Raw genomic sequence first — 22,176 nt, forward strand, 5'->3', positions numbered from 1 at the left:
ATGCTCAACGTGATCGCAGTCACACGCTCCGAACATAATTTCGCAATGAGTGGGGTCGACAACACTCGACGTGAACAGTCCGCTCGGGCAGACTTGTCCTCACGACAACGATTCATGTGCCGGAAAGCTGAGAGACCCTCGGCGGTCGCACCCCCCGTGACCGCCGGGCCGGTTCGGCTCAACCCCCCCGGAGCCGAACCATTCGACGACCCCCGTCTCCCCCCGACGGGGGTCGTCCCTTTCCCATGGAAGCGCTCCCGGCCAGTTCACAGGTCGTCATCTTCCTTGTCGAGGCGGTGTGCCGATGGCGTTTCCTCGGCCGGAGGCAGCAAAAAGGCAGCGGAGCCGTCGAACGCCTCCAGGACGCGCGCTGCATAGTCGTCCGGGGTGTGGGTGTACCGGTTGAGCGTCGTCGACGCCTGTTCGTGCCCCATGACCCGCTGCACCAGATTGATCGGGACACCGTCGGTGACCAGCCAGGTGGCGTAGGCGTGCCGCAGGTCGTGGAAGCGCATCCCGCCGGCGGACCTGGCCGCCACACAGGCGACGGCTTCCCGCTCGGTGGTGAACTCGGCCGACCACTCGACGCCTTCCTGATCGGTCCAGACCGTGCGGTACCGGTGCGGGCCCGTGGCGACGACCTGGCCGAGCAGGCCGGCGCGGACCAGCGACGGCAGCCAGACCCGACGCCGGAAGTTCGACCGCCGCAGTGGCCGTCCCACCCGGTCACGGAAGACCAACGTGCGCGGGTCCGGGTCGTCGGTGGCGGCCCGCAGCTCGCGGAGCGCGGACAGCAGGAAGCCGGGTAGCGGTACGGTCCGGACCCCGGCGCGACTCTTCGGGTACGGACGCAGCACGATCCCGCCGTGGGTCTCCTCGGCCACCTGGACCACGCGCAGCGATGCCCGGTCGAGGTCGACCGACGACCACGTCAGCCCGGCGCACTCACCCCAGCGCAGCCCGGCCCCGGCGGCGGTGGAGACGATCGCCCGGTGGCGGGGTGGCACGGCGGGCAGTAGCCGACCGAGAAAGTCTTCCCGGCTGATCGTGACCGGCTTGACGTCGCGGGACCGGTCGCGTGGCAGCTTCACGCCCTCGGCCGGGTTGGTGGCGATCAGCCGTGCCTGAACCGCCGTCCGAAGGATCATCGAGAGGAGTTGGTAGCACTTGGCCACGGTGGTGGGGGCGAGATCCCGACCGAGGCCGCTCACCCACTCCTGCACCGACATGAAGTCGACTTTGCCGAGTGGCCAGTCACCCCACTTTGGCAGGACGTGCGTGCGGAGCATGGACACGGTCCGCTCGGTGGTGCGCGCCTCGACGGTCCGGGTGGCGAGCCACTGCTGAGCGAAGTCACCGAAGCGGGTACGGCCGGCGTGCGGGTTGACGTAGGTCCCTCGGTTGAGGCTTCCCTCGACCTCGGTGAGGTAGACGTTGGCCTCCCGCTTGGTGCGGAAGCTCTTGGACTTCTGCCCGCCGGCAGGGTCGCGCCAACAGGCGCGGTAGGTGCCGGCCGGAGTCTTGCGGACGAAGCCCATCAGCGCCTCCGCCCGTGCTCGGTGCCGGTGGCGGCGGCCGGTTCCTCGGTGACGCCGTCGAGCCAGGTGTGGAAGCGGGCGCGGGGAATCAGCCAGCGACCACCCAGGCGGGTCGCCGGGATCGTGCCGTCCCGAACGAGGGCGTACGTACTGCCCAGCGAGATGCCCAGCAGCTTGGCGACCTCCCGGACGGTGTAGGTGACCGGCCCGACGACGGTGACCCCGGTACGCGGGACGAGCCGGACGACGGGACTCGGGCGGGCGGTGGTGCTCATGACGGATGACCTCCCCAGGTCTGTTCGGATTGGACGGCAGCCGGCGTGATGCCGGCCGGGGTGGTGCTGAGTTCGTGGGCGAGTTCTTCGCGGCCGGTGGCTTGTCGCTCGCGAGCCATGGCGGCGGCGGTGTTGGCGAGGAGGGCGTCACCGGTGGTGTGCCAGCCGACGCCGGCGAAGGTGAGGGTGCCGACGATCAGGGTGGTGTCGTCGTGCTCGTCGACGAGCTGGCCGCCGGTCGGGTGCGCGTGGTCCTGGCCCTCGTGCTGCCGGTGTTGGCGGCGGGTGTCGCGCAGCAGTTGGAAGGTGACGGAGTACCGGCGGGCTTTAGTGAGGAAGTGGCCGCCGAAGCCGAGCATGTGCGCCCAGCGGCGCAGCCGGGCGTAGGGGTTGGTCGTCGGTCTGTTGGCCGGTTTGGTGTCAAGGGCGGCTTGACGGTCGGCGACGCAGACGGGGCAGGCGGCGTACCGGGTGTGGGTGCCGCAGTCGGGGCACTCCCAGCGATCGACGAAGCCAGGCCGGGGCCGGTGGTCGCGGGGCCGTTGCCAGAGGGGCACGGGGGTGCCGGTGGGTTGGCCGATGCGCCAGCAGGCGTCGACGAGGCGGGCGGTGTGGTCGCCGTCGGGGTCGGCGTGGTCGCCGATGGTGTCGGCGGTGAGCCTGACGGAGCGGTGCCCGGTTACCTCGGTGCTCTTGGTGGCGTACTTGGCAAGGTAGCCGGCAACCATGCTGTCGGTGACCTCGCCGTGGCCGTTCAGCGTGATGGGTCGGATGTCGAGCTGCTCGCCCCAGGCGATCGGCCAGCCGTCGGGCCGGTCGGGGTGGGTGGGGGTGGCGAACGCGACCTGCGCGGCGGCGTGGCGGAGCGCGTCGACGAGGTCGGCGGTGGTGAACGCGGCCGGTGGTGGGACGACGGCGGCCGGGTCGTCGGGGTCGACGCCGTCGAGGCGGACGAGGGCGTGGAAGTGGACCGCGCCGCGTGCCTGGAACTCGGCGGCCTTGCCATGGGACAGCCGGACCGGTGGGACGGTGCGGGTGTTGCCGGCGGCGGTGACGACCTGGACGCGGGGAATGCCGCGGTGGCGGGCGAGTTTGGCGAGGTGTCGTTCCGCGGCCTGCTTGGTGCGGTGCCACAGCTCGCCCGAGAAGAGGTTCCAGACGACCTGGTGATCGTGGTCGTAGCAGTCCAGGCACAGCGGTTGACCGAGTGTGGCGTCTCCGGGTTCGTGCCTGGCCCAGCAGACGGCAGGGCGGCCGTGGGGGCAGCGGCCGGCGGCCGGGTCGGTGGCACGGCGGGCGTGGCAGGGGTCGGGACGGCAGTCGCAGCGCTTACGGTTCCGGCAGGTGTGCTTGCGGACCGCCCGGACGTGGACCGGTCCGAACGACGGTGCGGTGAAGGTGGGGAACACCGCCGGGTGTTGGTTGACGGTGTCCGGTACGCCCTTGCCGCCGACGAGGCCGGCGCGTAGGAGTTGGTAGGCGTCGCGTTGGTAGGTGTGGGCGCAGGAGGGGCAGACGGTGGCGCGTCGGTTGCCGCAGGCGGTGTAGATGACCGCGTCGGGCATGGCGTCGGTGTGCCGCTGATCGAGAACCCGGCCGGTGGTGGGGTCGACGGTGAGGAGTTGGCCGGCGAGGCGGATGGGGCGGGTGCAGCCGGCGGCGGCGCGGACGTGCTCGATCCAGCCGAAGTAGTCCGGTCGGGTGGCGCGTTCGAAGGCGGCCCCGGCGGCGGTGTAGTCGTAGATGGGTGGGACGTCGGCGTTCGAGCCCACCCCCCGGGCCGAAGCGCGGGGGGTGAGGTCCAGCGTCGAGCCCATCAGGCCGCAGTCCCGTTGGGGGTGCGGGTGGTGATGGTGCGTTCCGTGACGATGACCCGGCAGGCGCCGCATTGGCGCTTGGTCGGTTCGTGCCGGTGGCAGGGGATGCGGGTGGTCTGTTCGCCGCAGCGGACGGTGACCGGTGCCCGGCAGGGTCCGCCGGGGATGACGTCGACGACGGTGCGCCGGATGTCGTACGGGTGCCCGTCGGGGTAGACGGGGCAGGTGTGGGTGGCGTGTTCGATGTCGACGATGACGATGGTCATTGGGCACCACCGGTCAGGGTGATGAGGAGCTGCCCGGCGACGGCCGGAGTGACGTCGAGCCGGTCGGCCAGCTCGCCCGGGGTGATGGGTGCTCCGGTGTTCTGCTCGTGCTGAACGGCGGCGAAGCGGGCCATGGGCAGCAGGTGGGTCGGGACGTCGACCGGCTCCGGGGCCAGCATGGTGGCGGGTTGCGGCGCGACAGGCGCAGCGGCGACGGGTTCCGGCTCGGTGGGCCGGGCGACCGTGATGGGTGCCGGGTCGGTGGTGATGGCGGCCGGCGGTGCCGGTTCGGTGGTGACCTGCTCGGTCACTTGGACGTGGATGGGTTCGGCAGGCTCGGCGGCCGGCGGGGTGGGGTTGTCGCTCTTGACGGGGGCGAGGACGAGTTTCACCAGGGCCATGAAGGCCAGGGCGGGTACGGCGGACAGGAGCCACCCGGACAGGCCGGGTTTGGCGACCGCGAGTTGTGCGGCGAGGGAAAGGCCAGCGGCGGCGATGAGCAGGAACAGCGGGTAGCCGATGGAAGCGCCGAGCCGGCGGCGTCGGCGGATGGTCAGTAGGCAGGCGATGGGGACGAGTTCGGAGATGACGGCGTTGGCCCAGCCGAACCATTCGCCGGTGCCGGTGGGGGAGTTGGCAAGGGTCCAGTCCTTGACATGGGTGAACGAGGCCGCTCCGGCGAAGCCGGCGACGGTGATGAGGATGAGGACCAGGACGACGCCCTCGATGCGGGGGCCGGCGGGTTGACGGTTCATCGGACACCGCCCATGTAGGCCATGGCGATGCCGATGAGCAGGATGACGGCGAAAGTGATCAGGACGCCCATTAGTGGCCTCCGTGGCAGTCGAGGCAGCAGCCGTAGCGGCGTGGGATGTAGTAGGGCTGCACCAGGCCGCACGTCTGACAGGTGCGGCGGGCGCGGAGCGCCTTGGTGATGGCTTCCCGTTGGGCGGGCGAGGCGGTCCGCTTCGGCTTGGCGAGGTCGAGGCGGTAGAGGTAGGCGACGCGCTTACCGCGACGCCAGAGGACCTGGCAGGCGGGTTCCTGCCCGGCGGGCCGGAGGCCGGCGGCGCGCAGTTGCCGCCGGGTAGCAAGGCCGTCGGGGGCCATCCGGTACGGATAGGTGGGCATGCCGTAGCGGCTGCCGGTCGGGTCGTAGAAGACGGTCATGAGCGGTCTGCCCAACGCTGTTGGGCGGCCTGGCGGGAGATGCCGAGGCGGGAGCCGATCTCGGCCCAGGAGTAGCCGAAGGCCCGCAGGCCGATGACGGCGTCACCGATGGCCCGGTCGAGGTCGGCGGAGAGGGCGACGAGGTCACGGAGTGCTTCGACGTCGCCGGTGGCGACGCGTCGGCCGTGGGCGCGGATGATGCGCCGGGTGAAGGCGGCGAACTGGTCGTTCTCGACGACCTCCCGACGCTTCTGCCGGGGAACGGATGGCGTCAAGGACGCCTTGACGGTGCTCACCGGTTCTCACCTCCGGCGGTGTGGAGGCGGTCCCACTCGGTGGCGGCGGCCTCAAGGGCGGTGACGACCTGCTCGGCGGTGCGGGTCGGGTCGTCGTTCCAGGAGTAGGGGGAGGTGTGTTCGTCGAGGAGGTAGCCGTCCTCGTCGACGAAGAACACGGGCGCGGTGGCGTCGAGGTGGTCGACCAGCACGTCGAGAGCGGTCACGTAGTCGGCGATGGTGTCGCCGTCGAGCTGGGCGAACTGCTCGACCGGGCGACCGGCGCAGGCGATGCGGATAGCCCCGGCGGCGCAGGCCGGCGGGGTGGGGATGTCGGTGGTGGGGGCGTAGTAGGTGCCCTGGTGCCAGCCGTGCCGGCGCAGGTAGAGGGCAGCCATCCGGAGCAGGTCAGCAGGGGTGACCGTTCCGGTGGTGGGTGGGTTCTGGGTAGCCTTCACGGCAGCCACGTCCTTTCAGAAGGGCTTGGTGGGAGGTCGGCGGAACCGGTCTGCTTTCCAGGGCTTGAGCCGGTTCCGTCGGCCGTTCAGTTGGTGCGGAGCCGCAGGTAGCGGCGGAATCGGGTGGGGTCGTCGGGCAGCGGCACGGGCGCGGAGGCGAAGGCGAGAATCCCGTGATCGGCGGCCAGCTTCAGGAGCGTGGCGAGTTCGGCGGGCGTGCCGACGACGAAGCGGTTGACGTATCGGGTGGTCGGTCGCGGGGCGCGACGGGCGTGGATGCGCTGTAGCAGGCTCATGCGGCGGTCTCCCAGTCGACTCGGGCTCCGGTGGGTGCGGATAAGCGGGTGGGGCGACGGGTCCAGGTGGCGTAGTCGGCGATGCCGGCGATCTGGGCGTCATCGAGGTAGGCCACCTTGATGCGGCGAGGGGTGCCGCCTTCGGCGATGAGGTAGGCCGCGCCCTGGTTGGTGGGGGCGATGTCGGTGGCGGTGTAGCCCTGCTCGGCCCAGCCGTGACCGAGGACGATGTTCGAGCTGTTGGGGGTGGTGCAGCGGAACGCGGCGCGGTAGCCGAACAGGTCCCGCAGGCTGGTGGGGATGATGTCGAAGGACGGCCGCTGGGTCGCGGCGATGACGGGGATGCCGGCGGCACGTCCCCGGGCGACCAGGTCGCGGAGCAGGGCGACGAACTCTTCCTGCTCCTGCTTGCTGCCGATGGTGGCGGAGTAGAAGGCGATCTCGTCGACCAGCACCGTGATGACGGAGAGTCCGTCGAGGGCGGTGACCTTGCGACGCCCGTGGGCGCGTAGCCAGGCGTAGCGGTTGTTCATCACCGTTTGCAGGCGTCGTAGAACGTCGAGGGCGGCGGTGATGTCGGGGCCGATGAACGCGTCGGCGCAGTCCTCCCACTGACCCAGCTCGACGAGCTTGCCGTCCAGCAGTACAAGGCGGGAGTCGACGGAGAGCGCGGCGTGAGCGGCGATGGTGTTGAGGAGGCCGGACTTGCCTCCACCGGGTTCACCCCCGGCGAGGAGGTTTCGGTAGGCCAGGGTGATGTAGACGTGCTGGCCGAACTCGTCGATGCCGATGAAGATCGGGTCGAACATCGACAGGCCAGGCCCCACCGGAATGCCGGCGGTCGGGGCGGATGCCGTAGCCATGGGTGCCCTCCTTGGGCGTTGGTGGGCGCGGGAAGCCACACGAAGGAGCCCGTAGGGCTCCCCGCGTCCGGGTCGGGAAGGGGTGGGATCAGAGCCAGTCGGAGAGGTCGTCGGCGTCCGACGACGGCGCGGGGGCCGGCTTGCTGCCGTTGGCCGACGTGGCGGCCTGCTTCTTGGGCTGGACGGGCAGGGTGATGGTGGGGGCCTGGACGTCGGGCAGGTCCAGGGCGGTGGGGATGACCGGCGTCGGCCGGTCGGTGGCCGGGGCGTCCGGGTCGATGACGTCGGCCAGGGGAGACGTGACGGTCGCGGTGAGCACCTCGCGGCGTTTGATGTCGAACCGCAGGTACGCGGCGTTGCCATCCGAGGCCCGTTCGACCAGGACGGATGAGGCGTGGCAGGTCACGGCGATCTTGTCGAGGCGGCCTTCCAGGTCCGCCAGGGACAGGCCGGGCCGCAGGTAGACCCAGACCCGCTCACCGACCGGGGTCGGCGTGGCCCAGAGGATCAGCGGGAGGGAACCCGACTGGTTGGCGATGATGAACTGCGCGAAGCACACCCGCAGCCGGTGGCGCACGATCAGGCACCACACCCAGGCGACGACCTGACGGCGCAGAGCAGGAACAGCAGCCGGGACGCCGAGGACGACGGCGACGACGGCCAGGGTGACCGGGGTCGGAGTGTGGGTGGCGAGCTGCACCCAGCCGGTGAGCAGTAGCACGGCCAGGACGATTTCCGGGGTCCACCACCAGAGCAGCCGCAGTACCGGCCAGATGCGGACCAGGAGCCAGGCCAGCGCGCCACACGGGACGCTGACGGCCGCGCCGATGAACAGCGCGATGATCGGGTGTACGTAGGCAGCGGCCACCACGGCATCGAGTACGCCGATGATGACCGCAGTGAGGATGAACGCCATACGGGCGTTTCGGGCCGACGACCGGTGAACCTTGGCCTCGATGACCGTCACGGTTCCGGTTGACTTCCGCCCGAACGAGCGGCGAGGGCTAGACTTGGACATGACACGTCCTCCCAAGCGATTGGGCTGGATGGGTTGGAGAGCACGGGGTCGGCAGGTGTAGGAGCCAGTACCGGCCCCGCGCTCGAAATCACTCAGGCCGCCGCAGCAGCCGATGGGCTCAGATGCAGGCGATGAGCAGCGCGGAGACCCACAGGCAGGCCGCGTGTAGGGACTGGTCCGCCAGGTACATGCCACAGATCGGGGCCTGACGGTCGGCGAAGTCGGCGCTTCCGGTGTGGATGAGCAGCCACCGCACCGGCCAACGCCGGTCGAGGATGGCGTGGGAGACGGCGGAGAAGCCGACACCGGCAGCGAGCCCGACACCCGTGACGGGCAGGTCGAGCGCGACGATGGCGATGGTCAACATGACCACCACCACGAGGTGATAGGCCACGATGTGGCCCAGCAGGTGACGCCAGCCGTCCCAGCCGGGAGCGGCCTTGTGGGCGGCCTGCTTGTCGGACTGACCGAAGACGTGGTCGGCCACCTGGTGACCGGCGTAGAAGGTCGCCGCGACAACGGCGAACACGATGGCGGAAACGAGCATGACAACCACTCCCAACGACAATGGGCAGACGGGTTGGATGGCAGGCGGGGTCGGCAGGTGTAGGAGCCAGTACCGACCCCGCGCCATATCGAGAAGGCAACCGCAGGTTGCCGAGGGCCGGGAGAGTAGGAGCCAGAAACGCTCCCGGAACCTTGGGCGGATCAGATCAGCGGACCGTCAGGCCGCTTCGTGCGAAGACACCAGAGGCTCACACAGCACGGTGAGCGAGGAACCTCACTTGGCCGCCGAGGCACCAGCCTTCGGCTTCAGCGAGATGGCACGGAACGCGACGCCGTTACGCCCGTTGGTCGCCCACGGGATGGCCTCCAACTGCTCGACAGCGACGAGCTGTCCCACCGTCACGCTCGGCTTCTCTCCCGCCGTGGTGATGGTGATGATCTCGCCACCGGTCTCGTCGAGCACGAAGACCTGGGTGGACCACATGAGCCGGCCAGTGTTCTTCTCCGACCGCTGGTTGCCGTTCTGGTCGTTCTTCGGCTCCGGGTCCCTCGTCACCTGAACCTGCTTGCTCTGGGTGTCCACGTACAGCTTCACAACAAACCTCCTGTGTCTCGGGCCAGGTAGTGAGCTTGTCCCCGGTGGACTTTCTGCTCTTGGCCTCTGCGGTCAAGACTCCCGGAAAGCGGGGGACAGCCCATCCGATGGGCTGGACGACTATGGGACGTCTCGGCTACCTTGTAGTCGTCCTAAAGTCGTCCCTTGAGGAGTGTCCGATGCCGAACGACCGGCTACGCGATGCCATCCTGCGCAACGGCCTGACTCCCGTCGCCGTAGCCGAGAGGATCGGGGTCGACGCGAAGACCGTGGAACGCTGGATCACCCAGAATCGGACGCCGTACCCGCGTCATCGACACGCCATCGCGGCGATGGTGCGCGAAGACGTCCCGTATCTCTGGCCGGAGGCAGTGACACCGGAACGGGCATCGAAAATCGGGCAGAGCGAAATGGTTCAGCTCTACTCCCGGCGTTCCTCGGTGCCGAACGATCTGTGGCGACGACTGATCGAACGGGCCGAGCAGCGCATCGACGTACTGGCCTATGCCGGCCTATTCCTCGTGGAGCAGGACCCGATGCTTGTCGACGTCCTGCGTCAAAAGGGCCTTGACGGCGTAACGGTGAATATCCTGCTCGGTGATCCGACCAGCGCCGCGATTGAGCGAAGGAGCGTAGAGGAGGGTGCGCCCGGCGTGATGGCCGCGAAGATCCGCCAGGTCCAGGGGTACTACAAGCAGCTTGACGATGCGCCCGGGGTGAACGTGCTCTACCACGACACGACCCTGTACAACTCGATCTACCGCTTCGACGACGAGATGTTGGTCAACATGCACGTCCTCGGTTTCCCGGCGCCCCACGCGCCGGTCATGCACCTACGCAAGCTCAACGGCGGCGACCTGTTCCGCACCTACTCCGACAGCTTCGATCGAGTCGTGTTGGCCTCGAAGCGCCGACCCGGCGACGAGGTGGCAGCCTAGAGACATGGCGAGAACCGAGCACTACCACGACCCGAACGCGCCGAAGGCCAACAGCATCGTCGTCGCCGTTTCCGTCTTCGTCCGGGACGAGCAGGCCCGGGTGCTGCTCATTCAGCGCACCGACAACGGCCTATGGTCCCTGCCCGGCGGTGGTCAGGAGATCGGCGAATCGGTCGCCGAGACGGCAGTCCGGGAGACCCGCGAGGAGACCGGCGTCAGTGTCGAAGTGGTCGGCATGGTCGGCGTCTACTCCGACCCCGGTCACGTCATCGAGTACTCAGACGGCGAGGTACGGCAACAGTTCTCGCTCTGCTTCCGCGCCGTACCGATCAGCGGTACCCCGACCCCGAGCGACGAGTCACACGAAGTCCGGTGGGTGGCCCGCGACGAGCTGGCCGCGCTCGACATCCACCCGTCGACCCTGCTCCGCATCACCCACGGCTATGAGGACCGCCCCGAGCCCTACATCGGCTAAGCGACGCTGCCCGCAAGCCGGCGCTGAGTCCGTTGCACGGCGGCGACCATCTCCGGTTCCGCCCGACCGATGAACCGGGTCACCAGGTGCTCCGGCCCATACCGCGACCGGATCTCCGCCAGCCGCTCCAACACCTCGAAGTCCTGGCCGTCGGGCCCGGTGGTCATGTCCGAGAAGCAGAGCCCATCGGTCACCGCTGTTTCCTCCCGAGGGAACTCGGCAGCCAGGACCTCACCGAGCCCACGTTCCTCCGCTTCCAGCCACGCGCAGGAGTGATGAGCCACCAGGGCGGCAATCCGCTCGTTGAACCGCTCACGCCGTAGCCAGCGGCCACCGTCGAGGGAGTGAAAGCCGGTGTCGACCAGGTCGGGGCTGTAGCCCACGTCATGCAGCCACGCCGACGCTACGAGCACCGCGCGATCTTCGACCGGGACCGCCGCGCTGATCCGGTCCGCCTTGGCGGCCACCGCCTGGACGTGACTCCACCGACGAGGTAACGGCGTCTCCAACAGGTGCCGCGCAACTTCCCGAGCGGTATCGACGAGGTCGGCCATCCCGCCAGGGTACGGAGCGACGGGGTCCGCGCACCATCCCATGTCCGCTCACCGACGGGCGGGGGCGGCCGGCTGCCGGCGATGTGGTTCATAGTTTCTGTACGTCTTCAAGGCGGCCCTGATCGGGCCGCACGCGCCGCCGCCTGGGCGCGCGTCCGTCGCTCCGCTGGCGCTCCGACTCCGGCCCCGCAACACGCCCGGCGGGCTGGCGCGGAGGGCGGGTAGCCCGGTGGGCCGCCGGCTGACGACAGGCCGTTTCCGGGGTGGGGGTGGGCCGGCAGCCGGCCGGGCCGCGCGGCGAGCACCGCGCGGCGTAGGGGAGCGGACGCCGGGTCCGTCGGCGGGCGGCGGGCCGGTGGCGGGGTTGCGGTTACTGCGCCTCCGGCGGGGGCGCTCGGGCTCCGGGATGCCGGGGGTCCGTCGGCGGCTTGCGGTCCGTGGGTGGTTGGGGTGGGGAGCCATCCCGCCCGCCGTCGACCCGGGCGAGCCGAGCAGACCACCGCCCGACCCGCCAGCGTCCGTACGAGCCGTCAAGGCCGTCTTGACGTGGCGGGCCGGGCGGCGGCCCGCTCCACAGGAGTGCGGGTCGACGGCAGACGGGATGGCTAGGGCGTCGTGCCTGGCGCGTATGTTCCATGACATGAACGAACAGAATCTTCGGGCAGCCACCGAGAGGCTCGCGAAACGACGGCAGGACTCTCAGCAGGATCAACGCGAGTTGCATGGGGCACTCCATGATCCAAAAGGTGCCGAGCTCATTCGGCAGGCGTACGAGCTACGCGCTCAAGCGATGTCTCTCGGCCGCATGGACCTTGTGGCTGAGGCGGACAAAACTATCGAGAACCTCCAACGGGCCGAGGAACAGGGACGCGATGCGGCACTGAATCTTGCCGCCGCCGACGAGGAAGCCCGCCAGGCAATCGAATTCGCGAACGAGGTTCTCGATAGGAGTGGGAGAGCGGGTGACAACCTGGGTGACGACAGGGAGCGATAACGCTGGACGCCTACGGACAATGGCGGACCGTTTCAGCAGCTCAGTCCGGGTATGTACACAGCTCAGCGGCGACTGATCTTTCCTTCACACCGAAGGCGTCTACTCGCTCCACCCCGGACCCGACGGGCACCGCTCGCAGCGGGTGATGCCGCAAGCGCGCACGTTGGCTGCCGCGTGGATCGAACCCGTTCCGGGGCAGTCGGCCCGGCCGCACTCCGTCGACATGTTCTCGTGGAGGATCACGATGCCGAGGCACGACGGCAAGGACTTGACCCCGAAAGGACGACGAGCCATTTCAACCTCGCATGGGTGACTAACTGAGTGACGATCGGGGCGGACCGGCGCGCACACCGGTGGACGATGACGGACCGAGAGTCCAGGGTGCGACGGGGGTAGGGGCAGGTCGGCCCAGCTTGATCGTTGCCTGGGGGGCAAGGGGTTGCCGGCTTGATATCTGTAGGGCATCGGGATGGGCAAACCGCTTCCGACTGGTGCCCCAAGCTAAGGCGGGATGGCTGCTTGTCAAACGCGGGACTGCGTTGCAAGGGAGAGAGCAGGGAGTAAGCGCCAGGTAGGGTTCCCGAGCCCCATTCAGGTGATTCTGATTTGGCCCTTTTGGCTAGATACACGTGAAGCCCGGCACTTAGCCGGGCTTCACGTGCGCTCTTTGCAGTCTTGGGCGCTTGAGGGGTGGTTGGCGGGAGCGCCCTCCGTGCAAAGCAGTTATAGGATGTGGACGATTTCGGTCTGGCCTTCACGGGTTTCGAGCTTGAGTCGCCCGCCCCCACGTTCTAGCAGTTCAAGTACGAGATTGTAGACAACCAAGGCTCGATTGATCGTGTCGGTTTTGGTGTCCCGGGTCTTCTCGCAAGCTTGATCCAAGGCTTCGACCGCACGAGGCGCTAGATTGACAGTCACGCGTACCAATGAGCTTCCACCGCCACCGCCACCGCCACCGCCACCGGCCGGATGGTCGCCCTGGGAATCCCTTGGCTGCTCGGTGTTGGCCTGGCGTCGGTCCTCGGAGGATCGGCTGCCCACGTCCACTCCTCTCGGATAATCAGGGGTCGTGAGCTGAGGTACCAGTCCCGCCCCTGGTCGGCCCAGCACACTTCCCGTCTTGGCCACGGCGTACTCCTTCTCCTCTGGGCGCAGGCGCGGACCGTGCCTCTCGCCGGCAAACGACTGCTTCGGCCCGCCACTCCAGCAGTGCGAGCTTGGAGGCATGTCCTGACTCAGGACGTACCCGCTCGCCATAGCTAGAGCCATACAACGCATGTATCACCTGCGACTGTTCCAATGTCTCACACTGTTACAGTCTCGACTAGGGGTGCTAGTCGGCGGCACAGTACCAGGCATCTCTTGAGCACACTAGATGCAGGTTTGATGCTCGTGCAGGCTGGGACCAGGCCCCGCTGAGGCTGCCTCTGGCTGCTAGGGATCACTTGGGTGTTGCTCTTATCACTCCGCCTAACGATTCAGCATCTATCAGGCAATGGGCAGAGATTACCCTCCGTGGCGTCGCGGCTACATCCCAGACTTTGTCGGTTTTGCGACATCCGGTAACTTCGTGACCATCCAGCGAAGACCAGTACACACGTACGGTAAAAAGCGGGTCCTGCTGCCGTATGACGTGTGATCGTGGGTGCTATGGTGACTGACCGTAGCCCCGCTGGGTCTGCGCAAAGTAGCTGGAAAGGGCTGTGGCGGGGGAGTAGCCCTACCAACGGGCGAAAGGGTGAAAAGGGGCATGACGAGTCCCACCCAGCCTGGGCGTCAGGTCGAAGACGACCTGACGCGGCAGGGATATCCGGAGAACGAGCCGACCGCGAGGGGGCAGAGCGAAGACATCGAGGCTGAGGCCGAGATCAAGGTCGGGTTCTTCCAGGGGAAAGTGCGCCTCCGGGACGGGGCCGGGCGAACCTCGGTGAGCTTCTCCCACCTCGTGGACGCGTTCACGGTCATGATCTGGCCGGTGGGCGTGGCTCTCCTCCTGCTGCTGGTAGATGCGCCAGCGTTGATCAAGGTGTGGGGGTCAAGTGCCGCCTTCGTTCTCGCCTTGACCGTGTTCGTGGTGCGGATGTGGTTGGCCGGAAGGCAGCGCTAGGAGAGGTAGCAGGTGGCGGGCCGTACTAGCCGTGCGGTCCGCCACCCCTCGATGCCGTGGAAGTGAGACGTCTAAGGCAGCGAGAAGGCAGCGGGAGCATTGGCAAGGGTCGGACCAGAACGTCAGCCGCCGACGTTCGGCACCTGCTCGTTGCCGTGGGTCAGCACTATCTGGCAGCAGCCGACAGGTTGAGACCGCATCCCCCCGACGGGGGTCGTCCCTTTCCCATGGAAGCGCTCCCGTTGCACACGGTCGAGTCGAATGCGGCGTCCGGTTGCAGCCGGGTGCCGCTGTGCTGTGGCGGCGCTGCGCCGATCGACCGTCAAGCATCCCGCGTGTGGCGTCATAGCACTGGCCCGCGATTTGTCCGTCGGGTCGCTGACAGATAGTCCACTAAGAGTGCCCTGCTCAACGGCCGTCCGTAGAAGACGCGGAAGCGGATGACCGGACTACCGCACGACCGCCCGCATCGTCGTACGGGCGGGTAGGAAGCAGGCCAGGGCCCGGCCGTGCCGGTCGGTGACCACCCACGGGTGCCCCACGTACGTCTGCTGGCGGTAGGACCGGCCGGCGTCGAGCACCTTGTACTGCCGGCGCTGCCCCTGGTAGTCGAGCCAGTAGACGACGACCCGTGAACTGCGGGCGTTGACGAACTCGACGTACGTCGAGGGGCCGTTCGAACTGGACCGCAGCGAGTGTTCCTGCCAGCCCGGCAGCGCGGTCAACTCGGCCGGTCCGGGCGGGTTCGTCGGCGGCTTCGGCGTGGGGCGGGGCGCGGTGGTCGTCGGCGCCGGCCGGGGCGGCGTGGTGGTCGGGGTGGGGCGGGACGTCGTACCCGTAGCGGGTCGGTGGGGCTGGCGGGGCGGTGCCGGGGGTGGCGCGACCGGGGTCGCGGCGCGGGTGGCCATCGAAGCCGGGGCGGGCGAGTAGTCGGCGACCGGCGTGGGGCTCTCCACGGCCGCGAGATCCGGGCGATCGGCGATCCAGGAGGGTGTCGCCGGGAGGGCGGCACCGTCGCGTTTGGGTCCGGACCACAACGGTGACAGGGCCAGGACGAGGCTGGTCACCAGGCCGAACGCCACGGTGGCCAACAGCAGCGTCCGTCCGATGCCGGCGGGTTCGACGGCGTGCACGGGGGACGGCAGCGGGTCGCTCGGTGACCCGGACGCCGGGATGTCGATCAGGTGCCGGCCGGTCGGGGGGACGAGGTACGGCGGCAGCGTCTGGCGGTACCGGGGTGCCGGAAGCCAGCCACCGATGCGCAGGGTGGGGGGTGTGTCGTCGGGTGAGTCGGCCATGGCCCCGTTTCCGAGAGCGGCGGATGCCACCTTCGCGGTGGCGGTCACGATTATCTGCGTACGAGGCGGTATGCCGTCAATCACTCGGGCGGGGTGAACAGGACGTTTTTTCGCGTTCTTCATCGGGACGGCACCGCTGCGGCCGGCGTCGTTCGGTCGTCCCGGCCCTCCGTGCGGTGTGCCGAAGATGCCCCGCTGCTGGTCAGTGCCTCCTACCGGGTCGACGGAGGCGTCGAAGGGCCGACCGGGAAGACCTTGACGGCCAGCCCGGTCGTGATCCCACCACCGAAGCGGCATAACAGATCACCGGCCGTGGCGGGGGTTGTCCACAGGTCGTCCCGTTGTCCACAGGGGCGGCGGCGCGGACGGCACGGACCGGAGACGACGGCGCAGGGTCTGTCCCAGCAACCCCGAGCGCTGGAGGCCGTGATGCCACCCCGTACCTCCCTTCCGCCGTACCGACGACTGCCGCTGCTGGTCACCTCCGACGGCGACCTCCTCGACGAGTTGCTGCGGCTCGCCGCAGCGGGCGGCACCGAGGTGGAGGTGGCCGCCGATCCGGCCGCCGCCCGGTCCCGCTGGCTTCCCGCGCCCCTGGTCCTCGTCGGCAGTGACCAGGCCCAAGCCTGCCTGCGGGCCCGGTTGCCCAGGCGGCCCCGGACGGTGCTGGTCGGACGGTCGGGGGAACTCGACCCGAGCTGGGAGATCGCCGAGTTGATCGGGGCCGAGCACGTCGCCACCCTGCCCGCTGCCGAACCATGGCTGGTCGACCGGTTCGCCGCGTGCGCGCCCGGCGGCGAACCGGCGGCACCGGCCCGGACGGTCGCCGTGCTCGGCGGTCGGGGAGGGGCCGGGGCGAGCGTCCTCGCGGGTGGCCTGGCCGTCACCGCCGCCCGCGCCCACCTGCGCACCCTCCTGGTCGACGCGGACCCGCTCGGCGGCGGGCTCGACCTGGTGCTCGGCTGGGAGGACCTGGACGGGCTGCGCTGGCCGTCGCTCACCGACGCCGACGGCCGGGTCGACGCGCCCGCCCTGGTCCGCGCCCTGCCGCACCGGGGCGACCTGGTCGTCCTCTCCTGGGACCGGGGCGAGCCGCTGGCCCTGCCCGCCCCGGCGATGGCCGCCACCCTCGACGCCGCCCGCCGGGGCCGGGACTTCGTCGTCGTCGACCTGCCGCGCCAGCTCGACGACGCGGCCGTACTCGCCCTCCAGGCCGCCGACCAGGTGTACGTGGTGGTGCCCGCCGAACTGCGGGCGACCGCTGCGGCGGCCCGGGTGGTCGCGGCGACGGCTCCGCACTGCGCCGCACTGGGGGTGATCGTCCGGGGGCCCGCCCCGGGCCGGCTGCGCGCGGCCGAGGTGGCCCGTGCCCTCGGACTGCCGCTCGCCGGCACGCTACGCCCCGAACCTGCCCTGAGCCGGGGGCTGGAACGCGGTGAGGCACCGGCCGCCGCCGGCCGGGGACCGCTCGCCGCGCTCTGCCGGCAACTGGTCACCGACCTGACCGGGCTGCCCGTGCCGGGTGCGGCGTGACCGGGCGACCCGAGGAGTTCGCTGCCCGGGTCCGGCAGCGGATGGCCGACACCACCACGCCGGTCACCCCGGCGGCGATCGTCTCCGCCGTACGCGCCGAACCGTCCGCCGCCGTCCTCGGTGACACCGCCGTGCTGCGGATCGCCGACCGGGTGCACGACGACCTGGTGGGTGCCGGGCCGCTCGCCCCGCTGCTCGCTGATCCCGAGGTGACCGACGTGCTCGTGAACGGGCTGCGGGTCTGGGTCGACCGGGGCGCCGGGCTGCACCAGGTGGCGGTGCCGCTCGGCACGGTCGACGACGTACGCCGGCTCGCCCAACGGCTCACCGCCGCCGCCGGTCGTCGGCTCGACGACGGCTCACCCTGCGCGGATGCCCGACTGCCCGACGGCACCCGGTTGCACGCCGTGCTGCCTCCGGTGGCGACCGACGGGCCCTACCTGTCGCTGCGCACCTTCCGGCACCGGCCGTTCACCCTCGACGAGCTGGTCCAGCAGGGCACCGTGCCGCAGTCGGTCGCCCCGGTGCTCGCCGCGGTGGTGGCCGCCCGTCTGGCCTACCTGGTCACCGGCGGCACCGGCTCGGGCAAGACGACCCTGCTCAACACGATGCTCGGCCTGGTGCCGACGACGGAACGCATCGTGCTGGTCGAGGACGCCGCCGAACTGCACCCGGTGCACCCGCACGTGGTCGGTCTCCAGGCCCGGACGGCCAACGTGGAGGGCGCGGGCGTGATCGGGCTGAGCGAACTGGTCCGGCAGGCGCTGCGGATGCGTCCCGACCGGCTGGTCGTCGGCGAGTGCCGGGGCGCCGAGGTGGTCGATCTGCTGGCCGCGCTCAACACCGGCCACGACGGAGGGGCGGGAACCCTGCACGCCAACACCCCGGCCGACGTGCCGGCTCGGCTGGAGGCGCTCGGGCTGCTCGGCGGCCTGCCCCGGGCGGCGCTGCACGCGCAGGTCACCGCCGCGCTCCAGGTGTTGGTCCAGGTACGTCGGAGCCCCGACGGCCGACTGGTGGAGTCGATCTGCCTGCTGCTGGCCGACGGCCCCGACCGGCTGGTGACGGTGGTGCCCGCCTGGGTACGTGGGCAGGGCGTCGGACCGGCCGGGCCCGGTCTCGCGATCCTGCTCCGCGACCGGGGAGTGCCGGTGCCGCCTCTGTTGCGGGCACCCCGACCCGGCGCGACGGGGCGGGCATGACGTCGCCGTTGTGGCTGGTCGCGGTCCTGCTGACCGGCGCGGCCCTGGCGGTCGCCTGGCCGGTACGCAGCAGTCGACGCCGACGCCGCAGCGTGCTCCCCGCACCGCCACGTCCCGGACCGGAACCCGGCGACCCCCACCGGTCGACGCCCGGTCGCCGGCTGGCGCGTCGGCTGGTGTCCGGCCCGCCGAGGCGGGTCCTGCTGTTGGCCGGTCTCGTCGGTGCCGGTACGGGTGGCCTCGCCGCCGGACCGGTTGCCGCACTCCTCCTGGCCGGCTACGGGATGCTCGGGGCGCGTGCCGTGCACCGGCGGCGGCTCGCCGGGCAGGTCGGCCGGGAACGTCGTCGCCACCTGGACCGGCTCGGGGCGCTCGCCGCCGACCTGCGGGCCGGCCTGCCCGTCCCCGCTGACGCCGCGCCGAACCAGGAACCCGGCGCAGCGCGACCGGGCGACGACCCGGCCGGAGTGGACCGGCTCGCCCGGCTGACCCGGTCGGCGGTCCGGCTCGCCGACCGGACCGGAGCGCCCCTGGCCGAACTCCTGGAACGCGTCGAGGCCGACGCGCGGGCGTTCGACCGGGGACTGGCCGGTGCCGCCGCCCAGGCGGCCGGGGCCAATGCCACCGCGCTGCTGCTTGCCGCGCTCCCGCTCGGCGGCATCGCCCTCGGCTACGGCATCGGCGTCGATCCGCTGGCGGTGCTGCTGCACACCCCGATCGGTGCCGGGTGTGCCCTCGCCGCGATGGGCCTTCAGGCCGGCGGGTTGCTCTGGGCCGAGCGGCTGGGCGTCGTGCCTGGCGGGGGTGGGTGATGTCCCCGGCGCAGTTGTCGGCCGGCTGCCTGGTCCTGGCCGCGCTGCTGGTCGCGGTGCGCGGCAACCGGGCCGGCCGGCGGTGGAACGTTCTGACCGGCCGGCGCGCGGGCCGGAGCCGACCGGACTGGTGGCCGGACCGGACACGACTCGGGGCCGTCCTGGCGGGTGTGGCGGTCCTGCTGCTGGTGGGCGGTTGGCCCGGGGCGCTGGGCGGGGCGTTGACCGCCCCGGTGGCGGACCGGTTGCTGCGACGGATCACCCCGCCTGCGGTACGGGAACGCCGGTTGCGGGAGGCCGCCGACCTGCCGCTCGCCGCTGACCTGCTGGCGGCGGCGATGCGGGCCGGCGCACCGGTGGACCGGTCGGTGCTCGCGGTGGCCGACGCGGTGGACGGCCCACTGGCCGCCCGACTCGCCCGGATCGGGCGGACGCTGCTGCTCGGCGGCGAGCCGTCGGAGGCGTGGGCCCACCTGGCACCGGTGCCCGGGGCGGACCGGGTGGTAGCCGCGGCACTGCGTTCGTCGCGCAGCGGGGCGGCGTTGGCCGGTGCCCTCGGCCGTGTCGCCGACGACCTGCGGGCCGACCGCTCCACGGCTGCGGAGGCGTCCGCCCGGCGGGCCGGCGTACTGATCGTGTTGCCGCTGGGCCTGTGTTTCCTACCGGCCTTCATTCTCGCCGGCCTGGTGCCGGTGATCGTCGCCGTCCTCGGCGACGTGCTGTGACCCAACATCGAGAAAGGGAACGAGCGATGCGCAAACTCCTCACCCGGCTGCGCGGGGACGCGGGGATGAACACCGCCGAGTACGCCGTGGGCACCCTCGCCGCAGTCGCCTTCGCCGGCATCCTGCTCAAGGTGCTCACCTCGGGCAACGTGCAGTCCGCGCTGACGGCCGTCATCGATCGGGCGTTGAAGTGAGACCGCGCCGGCCGGCCGGTCGGGATCGGGGCTCGTTCACCGCCGAACTGGCGACCGGCCTGCCGGCGCTGCTCCTGCTCCTGTTCGCCGGAATCACCGCCGTCGACGCGGTCACCACGAAGGCGGCCTGCCTGGACGCGGCCCGGGAGGCGGCGCTCGCTGCCTCCCGGGGCGAGGACGGGACCAGTGCGGGCACCCGGATCGCACCGGAGGCGGCGGTCGTGTCGATCGTGGTGGACGAGGGCCGGGTCATCGCGACGGTCCGCGCGCCCGTCCGAGCGCTCGGTGCCCGGCTGCCCCGACTCACCGTCGAGGCCGGCACGGTCGCCGCCGTCGAACCGGGCGCACCACAGCCGGGCACGCCGCAACCCGCACCGCAGCCAGGCGCACCGGAACTGGCCACACCGCAACCGGAGGCACCACAGCCAGACATGCGGCAACCTGGCGTACCGGAACCGGACGCACCAACCGTGGACGCACCAATGCCGGAGGCGTCCGCTGCGCGTGGACCCGGGGCGGACACGCCGGAAGGACACTCGTGAGCTGCGGATGCCGGCCCGAGCGTGCCACTCGCCGCGCCGGGGTGACGGGCCCCGGGAGGAAGGGGCGCGGTGACGTCGCCGAGCGGGGTGGGGCCACCGTGCTGTTGCTCGCCGTCGGTCTGGTCTTCGTGCTGGTCGGGCTGTTCGGGGCGGCGATCGGCGCGGCCCGGCTGGCGCGACACCAGGCCCGGGTCGCTGCCGACTTCGGTGCCCTGGCGGGGGCCGGTGCGGCGCGGCAGGGTGCCGGCGTGGCCTGTGCGACCGCCGACGGGTTCGTCCGTGCCAATGCCGCCCGGCTGGTCACCTGCCGCGCTGACGGGCTCGACGTGGTGGTGACGGTCGAGGTGGCGGTCACTCCGCTGCCGGGGCTGCGGCGGCACGCCACCGCCACCGCCCGCGCCGGCCCGGTCCGAGGCTGACCGATCCGGGGCCGACCGGTTCGGGGCCGACCGGTTCGGGGCCGACCGGTTCGGGGCCGACCGGTTCGGGGCCGACCGGTTCGGGGATGGCCGGTCCGGCGGTGACCGGTCCGGGGTCGACCCGCCGGAGCGCCGGCCCCGGACGGGACCGCCTGGAACAGGCAGGCCCGCCCTGGATCAAGGCCGGCCCATCCCGGAACAGGGCGGGCCGGCCCGACCCCGAACCGGGTGGCTCAGCGGCCCTGGAGCGCGTCCAGGCCGATGGCCATGGCGATCACCAGTCGCCTGTCGATCTGCGGATGCGGCACCTCGACGACGTAGCGGTCCCGCAGGCCCCACTTCTTGATCACCGAGAACACCGGCTGACCACCGGCGGTGAAGTCGAAGTGGTACGGCAGCCAGGACAACGAGTCGACGAACCGGCGCAGCAGTGCCACCGGCATGCTGCGCTCCTGGCCGGTGACCGCCGGCAGGCCGGCCTGCTCGACGTGCCAGGTCGAGCGGAGCAGCGACTGGGCGAAGTCCTTGCGGAACAGCCCGATCGGTGTGCCGGCGTGGTCGGTCACGTCGTATGTGGCACCGAGGTCGAGCCGCTGCCGGGCCTTGAACCCGAGCAGCGGGTGCTGCTTGGAGTCGTCGGTGTAGATGGTGACCTGCTCCTTGAAGGCGAGTCGCTTCTGCTGCGCGAACGCCAGCAACTCGCCCTCGGTGCCGTCCGCCGCCACGGCCCGGACCTCGTACTGGTTGACCATCATCCGGATCCGCTGCCGGACGTGGAACTGGTGCTGTGCCTGCAAACTGTCCAACTGCATGAGAACTCCTCCGAAGGGTGCGCCGGAGTCTCGCACAACCCTCCGACCAGCGCCCGTCAGCGCCCGGCGGCCACCCCTGTCGATGCCCGCCGCCGGCCGGCGGCCAACTCGGTCAGCGCCCGCCGTCGGCCGGCGGCCGACCCCCGTCGACGCCCGCCGTCGCCGGTCGGTCGCCGCCGTCAGCGTCCGTCGGCGGTCGCCTTGAGCGCCCAGGTGTTGAGCACCTGGTGGATGCCCCGCAGCCGCTCGTTGATCTGGTCCAGACGTTCCGCCTGGGCCAGGCTGGCCAGGGCGGCACCCAGCGCGATCAGCTGGTCGGGGGTGAGATTGTCCTGGTCGATCGTGTAGAGCAGGTCGACGGTCTCGGCGATGGTGTCGGCCACGGCTTCTCCTCCGGGTCGGCATGAACGGCGGGGTCGGCGCTGGGAGGGCACTTCCGATTATCGATGGAAGCGCTCCCATGCATCAATGCCCAGATGTCGTTGCGCTCAAG

Annotated in this window: 28 protein-coding genes and 1 pseudogene; 11 read left to right on the top strand and 18 right to left on the bottom strand. The window is 70.7% G+C overall.

The annotated features are described in order from the left end of the window. Positions 1 to 266 precede the first annotated feature (266 nt). From JQN84_RS13500 to JQN84_RS13560, 13 genes are all read right to left on the bottom strand, one after another. A complete protein-coding gene (locus JQN84_RS13500) occupies positions 267 to 1,538 on the bottom strand; it encodes a tyrosine-type recombinase/integrase (RefSeq protein WP_239485284.1) in 1,272 nt (423 codons plus the stop codon). Further along, a complete protein-coding gene (locus JQN84_RS13505) occupies positions 1,538 to 1,813 on the bottom strand; it encodes a helix-turn-helix domain-containing protein (protein ID WP_088643438.1) in 276 nt (91 codons plus the stop codon). The genes JQN84_RS13500 and JQN84_RS13505 overlap by 1 nt, the downstream gene beginning before the upstream one ends. Continuing rightward, on the bottom strand, positions 1,810 to 3,630 hold the full coding sequence (locus JQN84_RS13510; RefSeq protein ID WP_088643439.1) for a replication initiator: 1,821 nt from the start codon (positions 3,628 to 3,630) through the stop codon (positions 1,810 to 1,812). The genes JQN84_RS13505 and JQN84_RS13510 overlap by 4 nt, the downstream gene beginning before the upstream one ends. Next, positions 3,630 to 3,896, bottom strand: coding sequence for a hypothetical protein (locus JQN84_RS13515; RefSeq protein ID WP_088643440.1), 267 nt, complete (start codon positions 3,894 to 3,896; stop codon positions 3,630 to 3,632). Before JQN84_RS13515 ends, JQN84_RS13510 begins: the two co-directional genes overlap by 1 nt. Then, positions 3,893 to 4,651 (bottom strand): hypothetical protein, encoded by a 759-nt coding sequence (locus tag JQN84_RS13520; RefSeq protein ID WP_088643441.1) that lies wholly within the window; start codon positions 4,649 to 4,651, stop codon positions 3,893 to 3,895. The genes JQN84_RS13515 and JQN84_RS13520 overlap by 4 nt, the downstream gene beginning before the upstream one ends. Before the next feature lie 70 nt (positions 4,652 to 4,721). Continuing rightward, positions 4,722 to 5,066: an RRQRL motif-containing zinc-binding protein gene (locus JQN84_RS13525; RefSeq protein ID WP_088643442.1), complete on the bottom strand. Its 345-nt coding sequence runs from the start codon at positions 5,064 to 5,066 to the stop codon at positions 4,722 to 4,724. After that, positions 5,063 to 5,362 (bottom strand): hypothetical protein, encoded by a 300-nt coding sequence (locus tag JQN84_RS13530; RefSeq protein WP_088643443.1) that lies wholly within the window; start codon positions 5,360 to 5,362, stop codon positions 5,063 to 5,065. Before JQN84_RS13530 ends, JQN84_RS13525 begins: the two co-directional genes overlap by 4 nt. Beyond that, the gene (locus JQN84_RS13535) at positions 5,359 to 5,799 is read right to left on the bottom strand and encodes a DUF6197 family protein (RefSeq protein WP_088643444.1); all 441 of its coding nucleotides are present in this window, start codon (positions 5,797 to 5,799) and stop codon (positions 5,359 to 5,361) included. Before JQN84_RS13535 ends, JQN84_RS13530 begins: the two co-directional genes overlap by 4 nt. 86 nt (positions 5,800 to 5,885) lie before the next feature. Beyond that, entirely contained in the window at positions 5,886 to 6,095 is a 210-nt protein-coding gene (locus JQN84_RS13540; protein WP_088643445.1) for a hypothetical protein, read from the bottom strand. Next, complete coding sequence (locus JQN84_RS13545; RefSeq protein WP_088643446.1) at positions 6,092 to 6,958, bottom strand: FtsK/SpoIIIE domain-containing protein; 867 nt, start codon at positions 6,956 to 6,958, stop codon at positions 6,092 to 6,094. The genes JQN84_RS13540 and JQN84_RS13545 overlap by 4 nt, the downstream gene beginning before the upstream one ends. A gap of 88 nt (positions 6,959 to 7,046) precedes the next feature. Continuing rightward, entirely contained in the window at positions 7,047 to 7,976 is a 930-nt protein-coding gene (locus JQN84_RS13550; RefSeq protein ID WP_204958694.1) for a hypothetical protein, read from the bottom strand. Positions 7,977 to 8,094: 118 nt separating this feature from the next. Then, positions 8,095 to 8,523, bottom strand: coding sequence for a DUF3307 domain-containing protein (locus JQN84_RS13555; protein ID WP_088643448.1), 429 nt, complete (start codon positions 8,521 to 8,523; stop codon positions 8,095 to 8,097). Positions 8,524 to 8,757: 234 nt separating this feature from the next. After that, complete coding sequence (locus JQN84_RS13560) at positions 8,758 to 9,078, bottom strand: hypothetical protein (protein WP_204958695.1); 321 nt, start codon at positions 9,076 to 9,078, stop codon at positions 8,758 to 8,760. A gap of 179 nt (positions 9,079 to 9,257) precedes the next feature. Here JQN84_RS13560 and JQN84_RS13565 point away from each other — a divergent pair, with 179 nt between their 5' ends. Both JQN84_RS13565 and JQN84_RS13570 read left to right on the top strand, forming a co-directional pair. After that, on the top strand, positions 9,258 to 10,016 hold the full coding sequence (locus tag JQN84_RS13565; protein ID WP_204958696.1) for an XRE family transcriptional regulator: 759 nt from the start codon (positions 9,258 to 9,260) through the stop codon (positions 10,014 to 10,016). A 4-nt stretch (positions 10,017 to 10,020) separates the two neighbouring features. Further along, positions 10,021 to 10,491 carry an NUDIX domain-containing protein gene (locus JQN84_RS13570; protein WP_204958697.1) on the top strand — a complete coding sequence of 157 codons (471 nt, stop codon included), beginning with the start codon at positions 10,021 to 10,023 and terminating at the stop codon, positions 10,489 to 10,491. Here the strand turns inward: JQN84_RS13570 and JQN84_RS13575 are convergent. After that, complete coding sequence (locus JQN84_RS13575; protein ID WP_204958698.1) at positions 10,488 to 11,045, bottom strand: HD domain-containing protein; 558 nt, start codon at positions 11,043 to 11,045, stop codon at positions 10,488 to 10,490. The genes JQN84_RS13570 and JQN84_RS13575 overlap by 4 nt on opposite strands. Positions 11,046 to 11,685: 640 nt before the next feature. On the opposite strand from JQN84_RS13575, the gene JQN84_RS13580 reads away from it, so the two are divergent. Next, the gene (locus tag JQN84_RS13580; RefSeq protein ID WP_204958699.1) at positions 11,686 to 12,039 is read left to right on the top strand and encodes a hypothetical protein; all 354 of its coding nucleotides are present in this window, start codon (positions 11,686 to 11,688) and stop codon (positions 12,037 to 12,039) included. Positions 12,040 to 12,762: 723 nt separating this feature from the next. Here the strand turns inward: JQN84_RS13580 and JQN84_RS13585 are convergent. After that, complete coding sequence (locus JQN84_RS13585; protein ID WP_204958700.1) at positions 12,763 to 13,080, bottom strand: hypothetical protein; 318 nt, start codon at positions 13,078 to 13,080, stop codon at positions 12,763 to 12,765. Between the two features lie 709 nt (positions 13,081 to 13,789). Here JQN84_RS13585 and JQN84_RS13590 point away from each other — a divergent pair. Next, complete coding sequence (locus JQN84_RS13590; RefSeq protein ID WP_204958701.1) at positions 13,790 to 14,146, top strand: hypothetical protein; 357 nt, start codon at positions 13,790 to 13,792, stop codon at positions 14,144 to 14,146. Between the two features lie 449 nt (positions 14,147 to 14,595). Here the strand turns inward: JQN84_RS13590 and JQN84_RS13595 are convergent, their stop codons facing one another. Beyond that, positions 14,596 to 15,444: a VHL beta domain-containing protein gene (locus JQN84_RS13595; protein WP_204958702.1), complete on the bottom strand. Its 849-nt coding sequence runs from the start codon at positions 15,442 to 15,444 to the stop codon at positions 14,596 to 14,598. A 429-nt stretch (positions 15,445 to 15,873) separates the two neighbouring features. On the opposite strand from JQN84_RS13595, the gene ssd reads away from it, so the two are divergent. From ssd to JQN84_RS13630, 7 genes and pseudogenes are all read left to right on the top strand, one after another. Then, on the top strand, positions 15,874 to 16,977 hold the full coding sequence (gene ssd / locus JQN84_RS13600; protein WP_204958703.1) for a septum site-determining protein Ssd: 1,104 nt from the start codon (positions 15,874 to 15,876) through the stop codon (positions 16,975 to 16,977). After that, a complete protein-coding gene (locus JQN84_RS13605; RefSeq protein WP_204958704.1) occupies positions 16,974 to 18,179 on the top strand; it encodes a TadA family conjugal transfer-associated ATPase in 1,206 nt (401 codons plus the stop codon). The genes ssd and JQN84_RS13605 overlap by 4 nt, the downstream gene beginning before the upstream one ends. Further along, complete coding sequence (locus JQN84_RS13610) at positions 18,176 to 18,991, top strand: hypothetical protein (RefSeq protein WP_204958705.1); 816 nt, start codon at positions 18,176 to 18,178, stop codon at positions 18,989 to 18,991. Before JQN84_RS13605 ends, JQN84_RS13610 begins: the two co-directional genes overlap by 4 nt. Beyond that, positions 18,991 to 19,716, top strand: coding sequence for a type II secretion system F family protein (locus JQN84_RS13615; RefSeq protein ID WP_204958706.1), 726 nt, complete (start codon positions 18,991 to 18,993; stop codon positions 19,714 to 19,716). The genes JQN84_RS13610 and JQN84_RS13615 overlap by 1 nt, the downstream gene beginning before the upstream one ends. Positions 19,717 to 19,742: 26 nt before the next feature. After that, on the top strand, positions 19,743 to 19,910 hold the full coding sequence (locus tag JQN84_RS13620) for a DUF4244 domain-containing protein (RefSeq protein WP_013283643.1): 168 nt from the start codon (positions 19,743 to 19,745) through the stop codon (positions 19,908 to 19,910). Further along, positions 19,907 to 20,251: pseudogene (locus tag JQN84_RS13625) on the top strand (TadE family type IV pilus minor pilin); the annotation flags it as partial. The gene JQN84_RS13620 and the pseudogene JQN84_RS13625, both read left to right, overlap by 4 nt. A gap of 242 nt (positions 20,252 to 20,493) precedes the next feature. Continuing rightward, the gene (locus JQN84_RS13630) at positions 20,494 to 20,871 is read left to right on the top strand and encodes an Rv3654c family TadE-like protein (RefSeq protein WP_281901100.1); all 378 of its coding nucleotides are present in this window, start codon (positions 20,494 to 20,496) and stop codon (positions 20,869 to 20,871) included. Positions 20,872 to 21,104: 233 nt separating this feature from the next. On the opposite strand, the gene JQN84_RS13635 is transcribed toward JQN84_RS13630, so the two are convergent. Both JQN84_RS13635 and JQN84_RS13640 read right to left on the bottom strand, forming a co-directional pair. Then, the gene (locus JQN84_RS13635) at positions 21,105 to 21,683 is read right to left on the bottom strand and encodes an LURP-one-related family protein (protein WP_204958708.1); all 579 of its coding nucleotides are present in this window, start codon (positions 21,681 to 21,683) and stop codon (positions 21,105 to 21,107) included. A 179-nt stretch (positions 21,684 to 21,862) separates the two neighbouring features. Continuing rightward, positions 21,863 to 22,066: a hypothetical protein gene (locus JQN84_RS13640; RefSeq protein WP_088643464.1), complete on the bottom strand. Its 204-nt coding sequence runs from the start codon at positions 22,064 to 22,066 to the stop codon at positions 21,863 to 21,865. Between the last annotated feature and the right edge of the window lie 110 nt (positions 22,067 to 22,176).

This window comes from Micromonospora humidisoli (assembly GCF_016900955.1).
GTDB classification, from domain to species: Bacteria; Actinomycetota; Actinomycetes; order Mycobacteriales; family Micromonosporaceae; genus Micromonospora; species Micromonospora wenchangensis.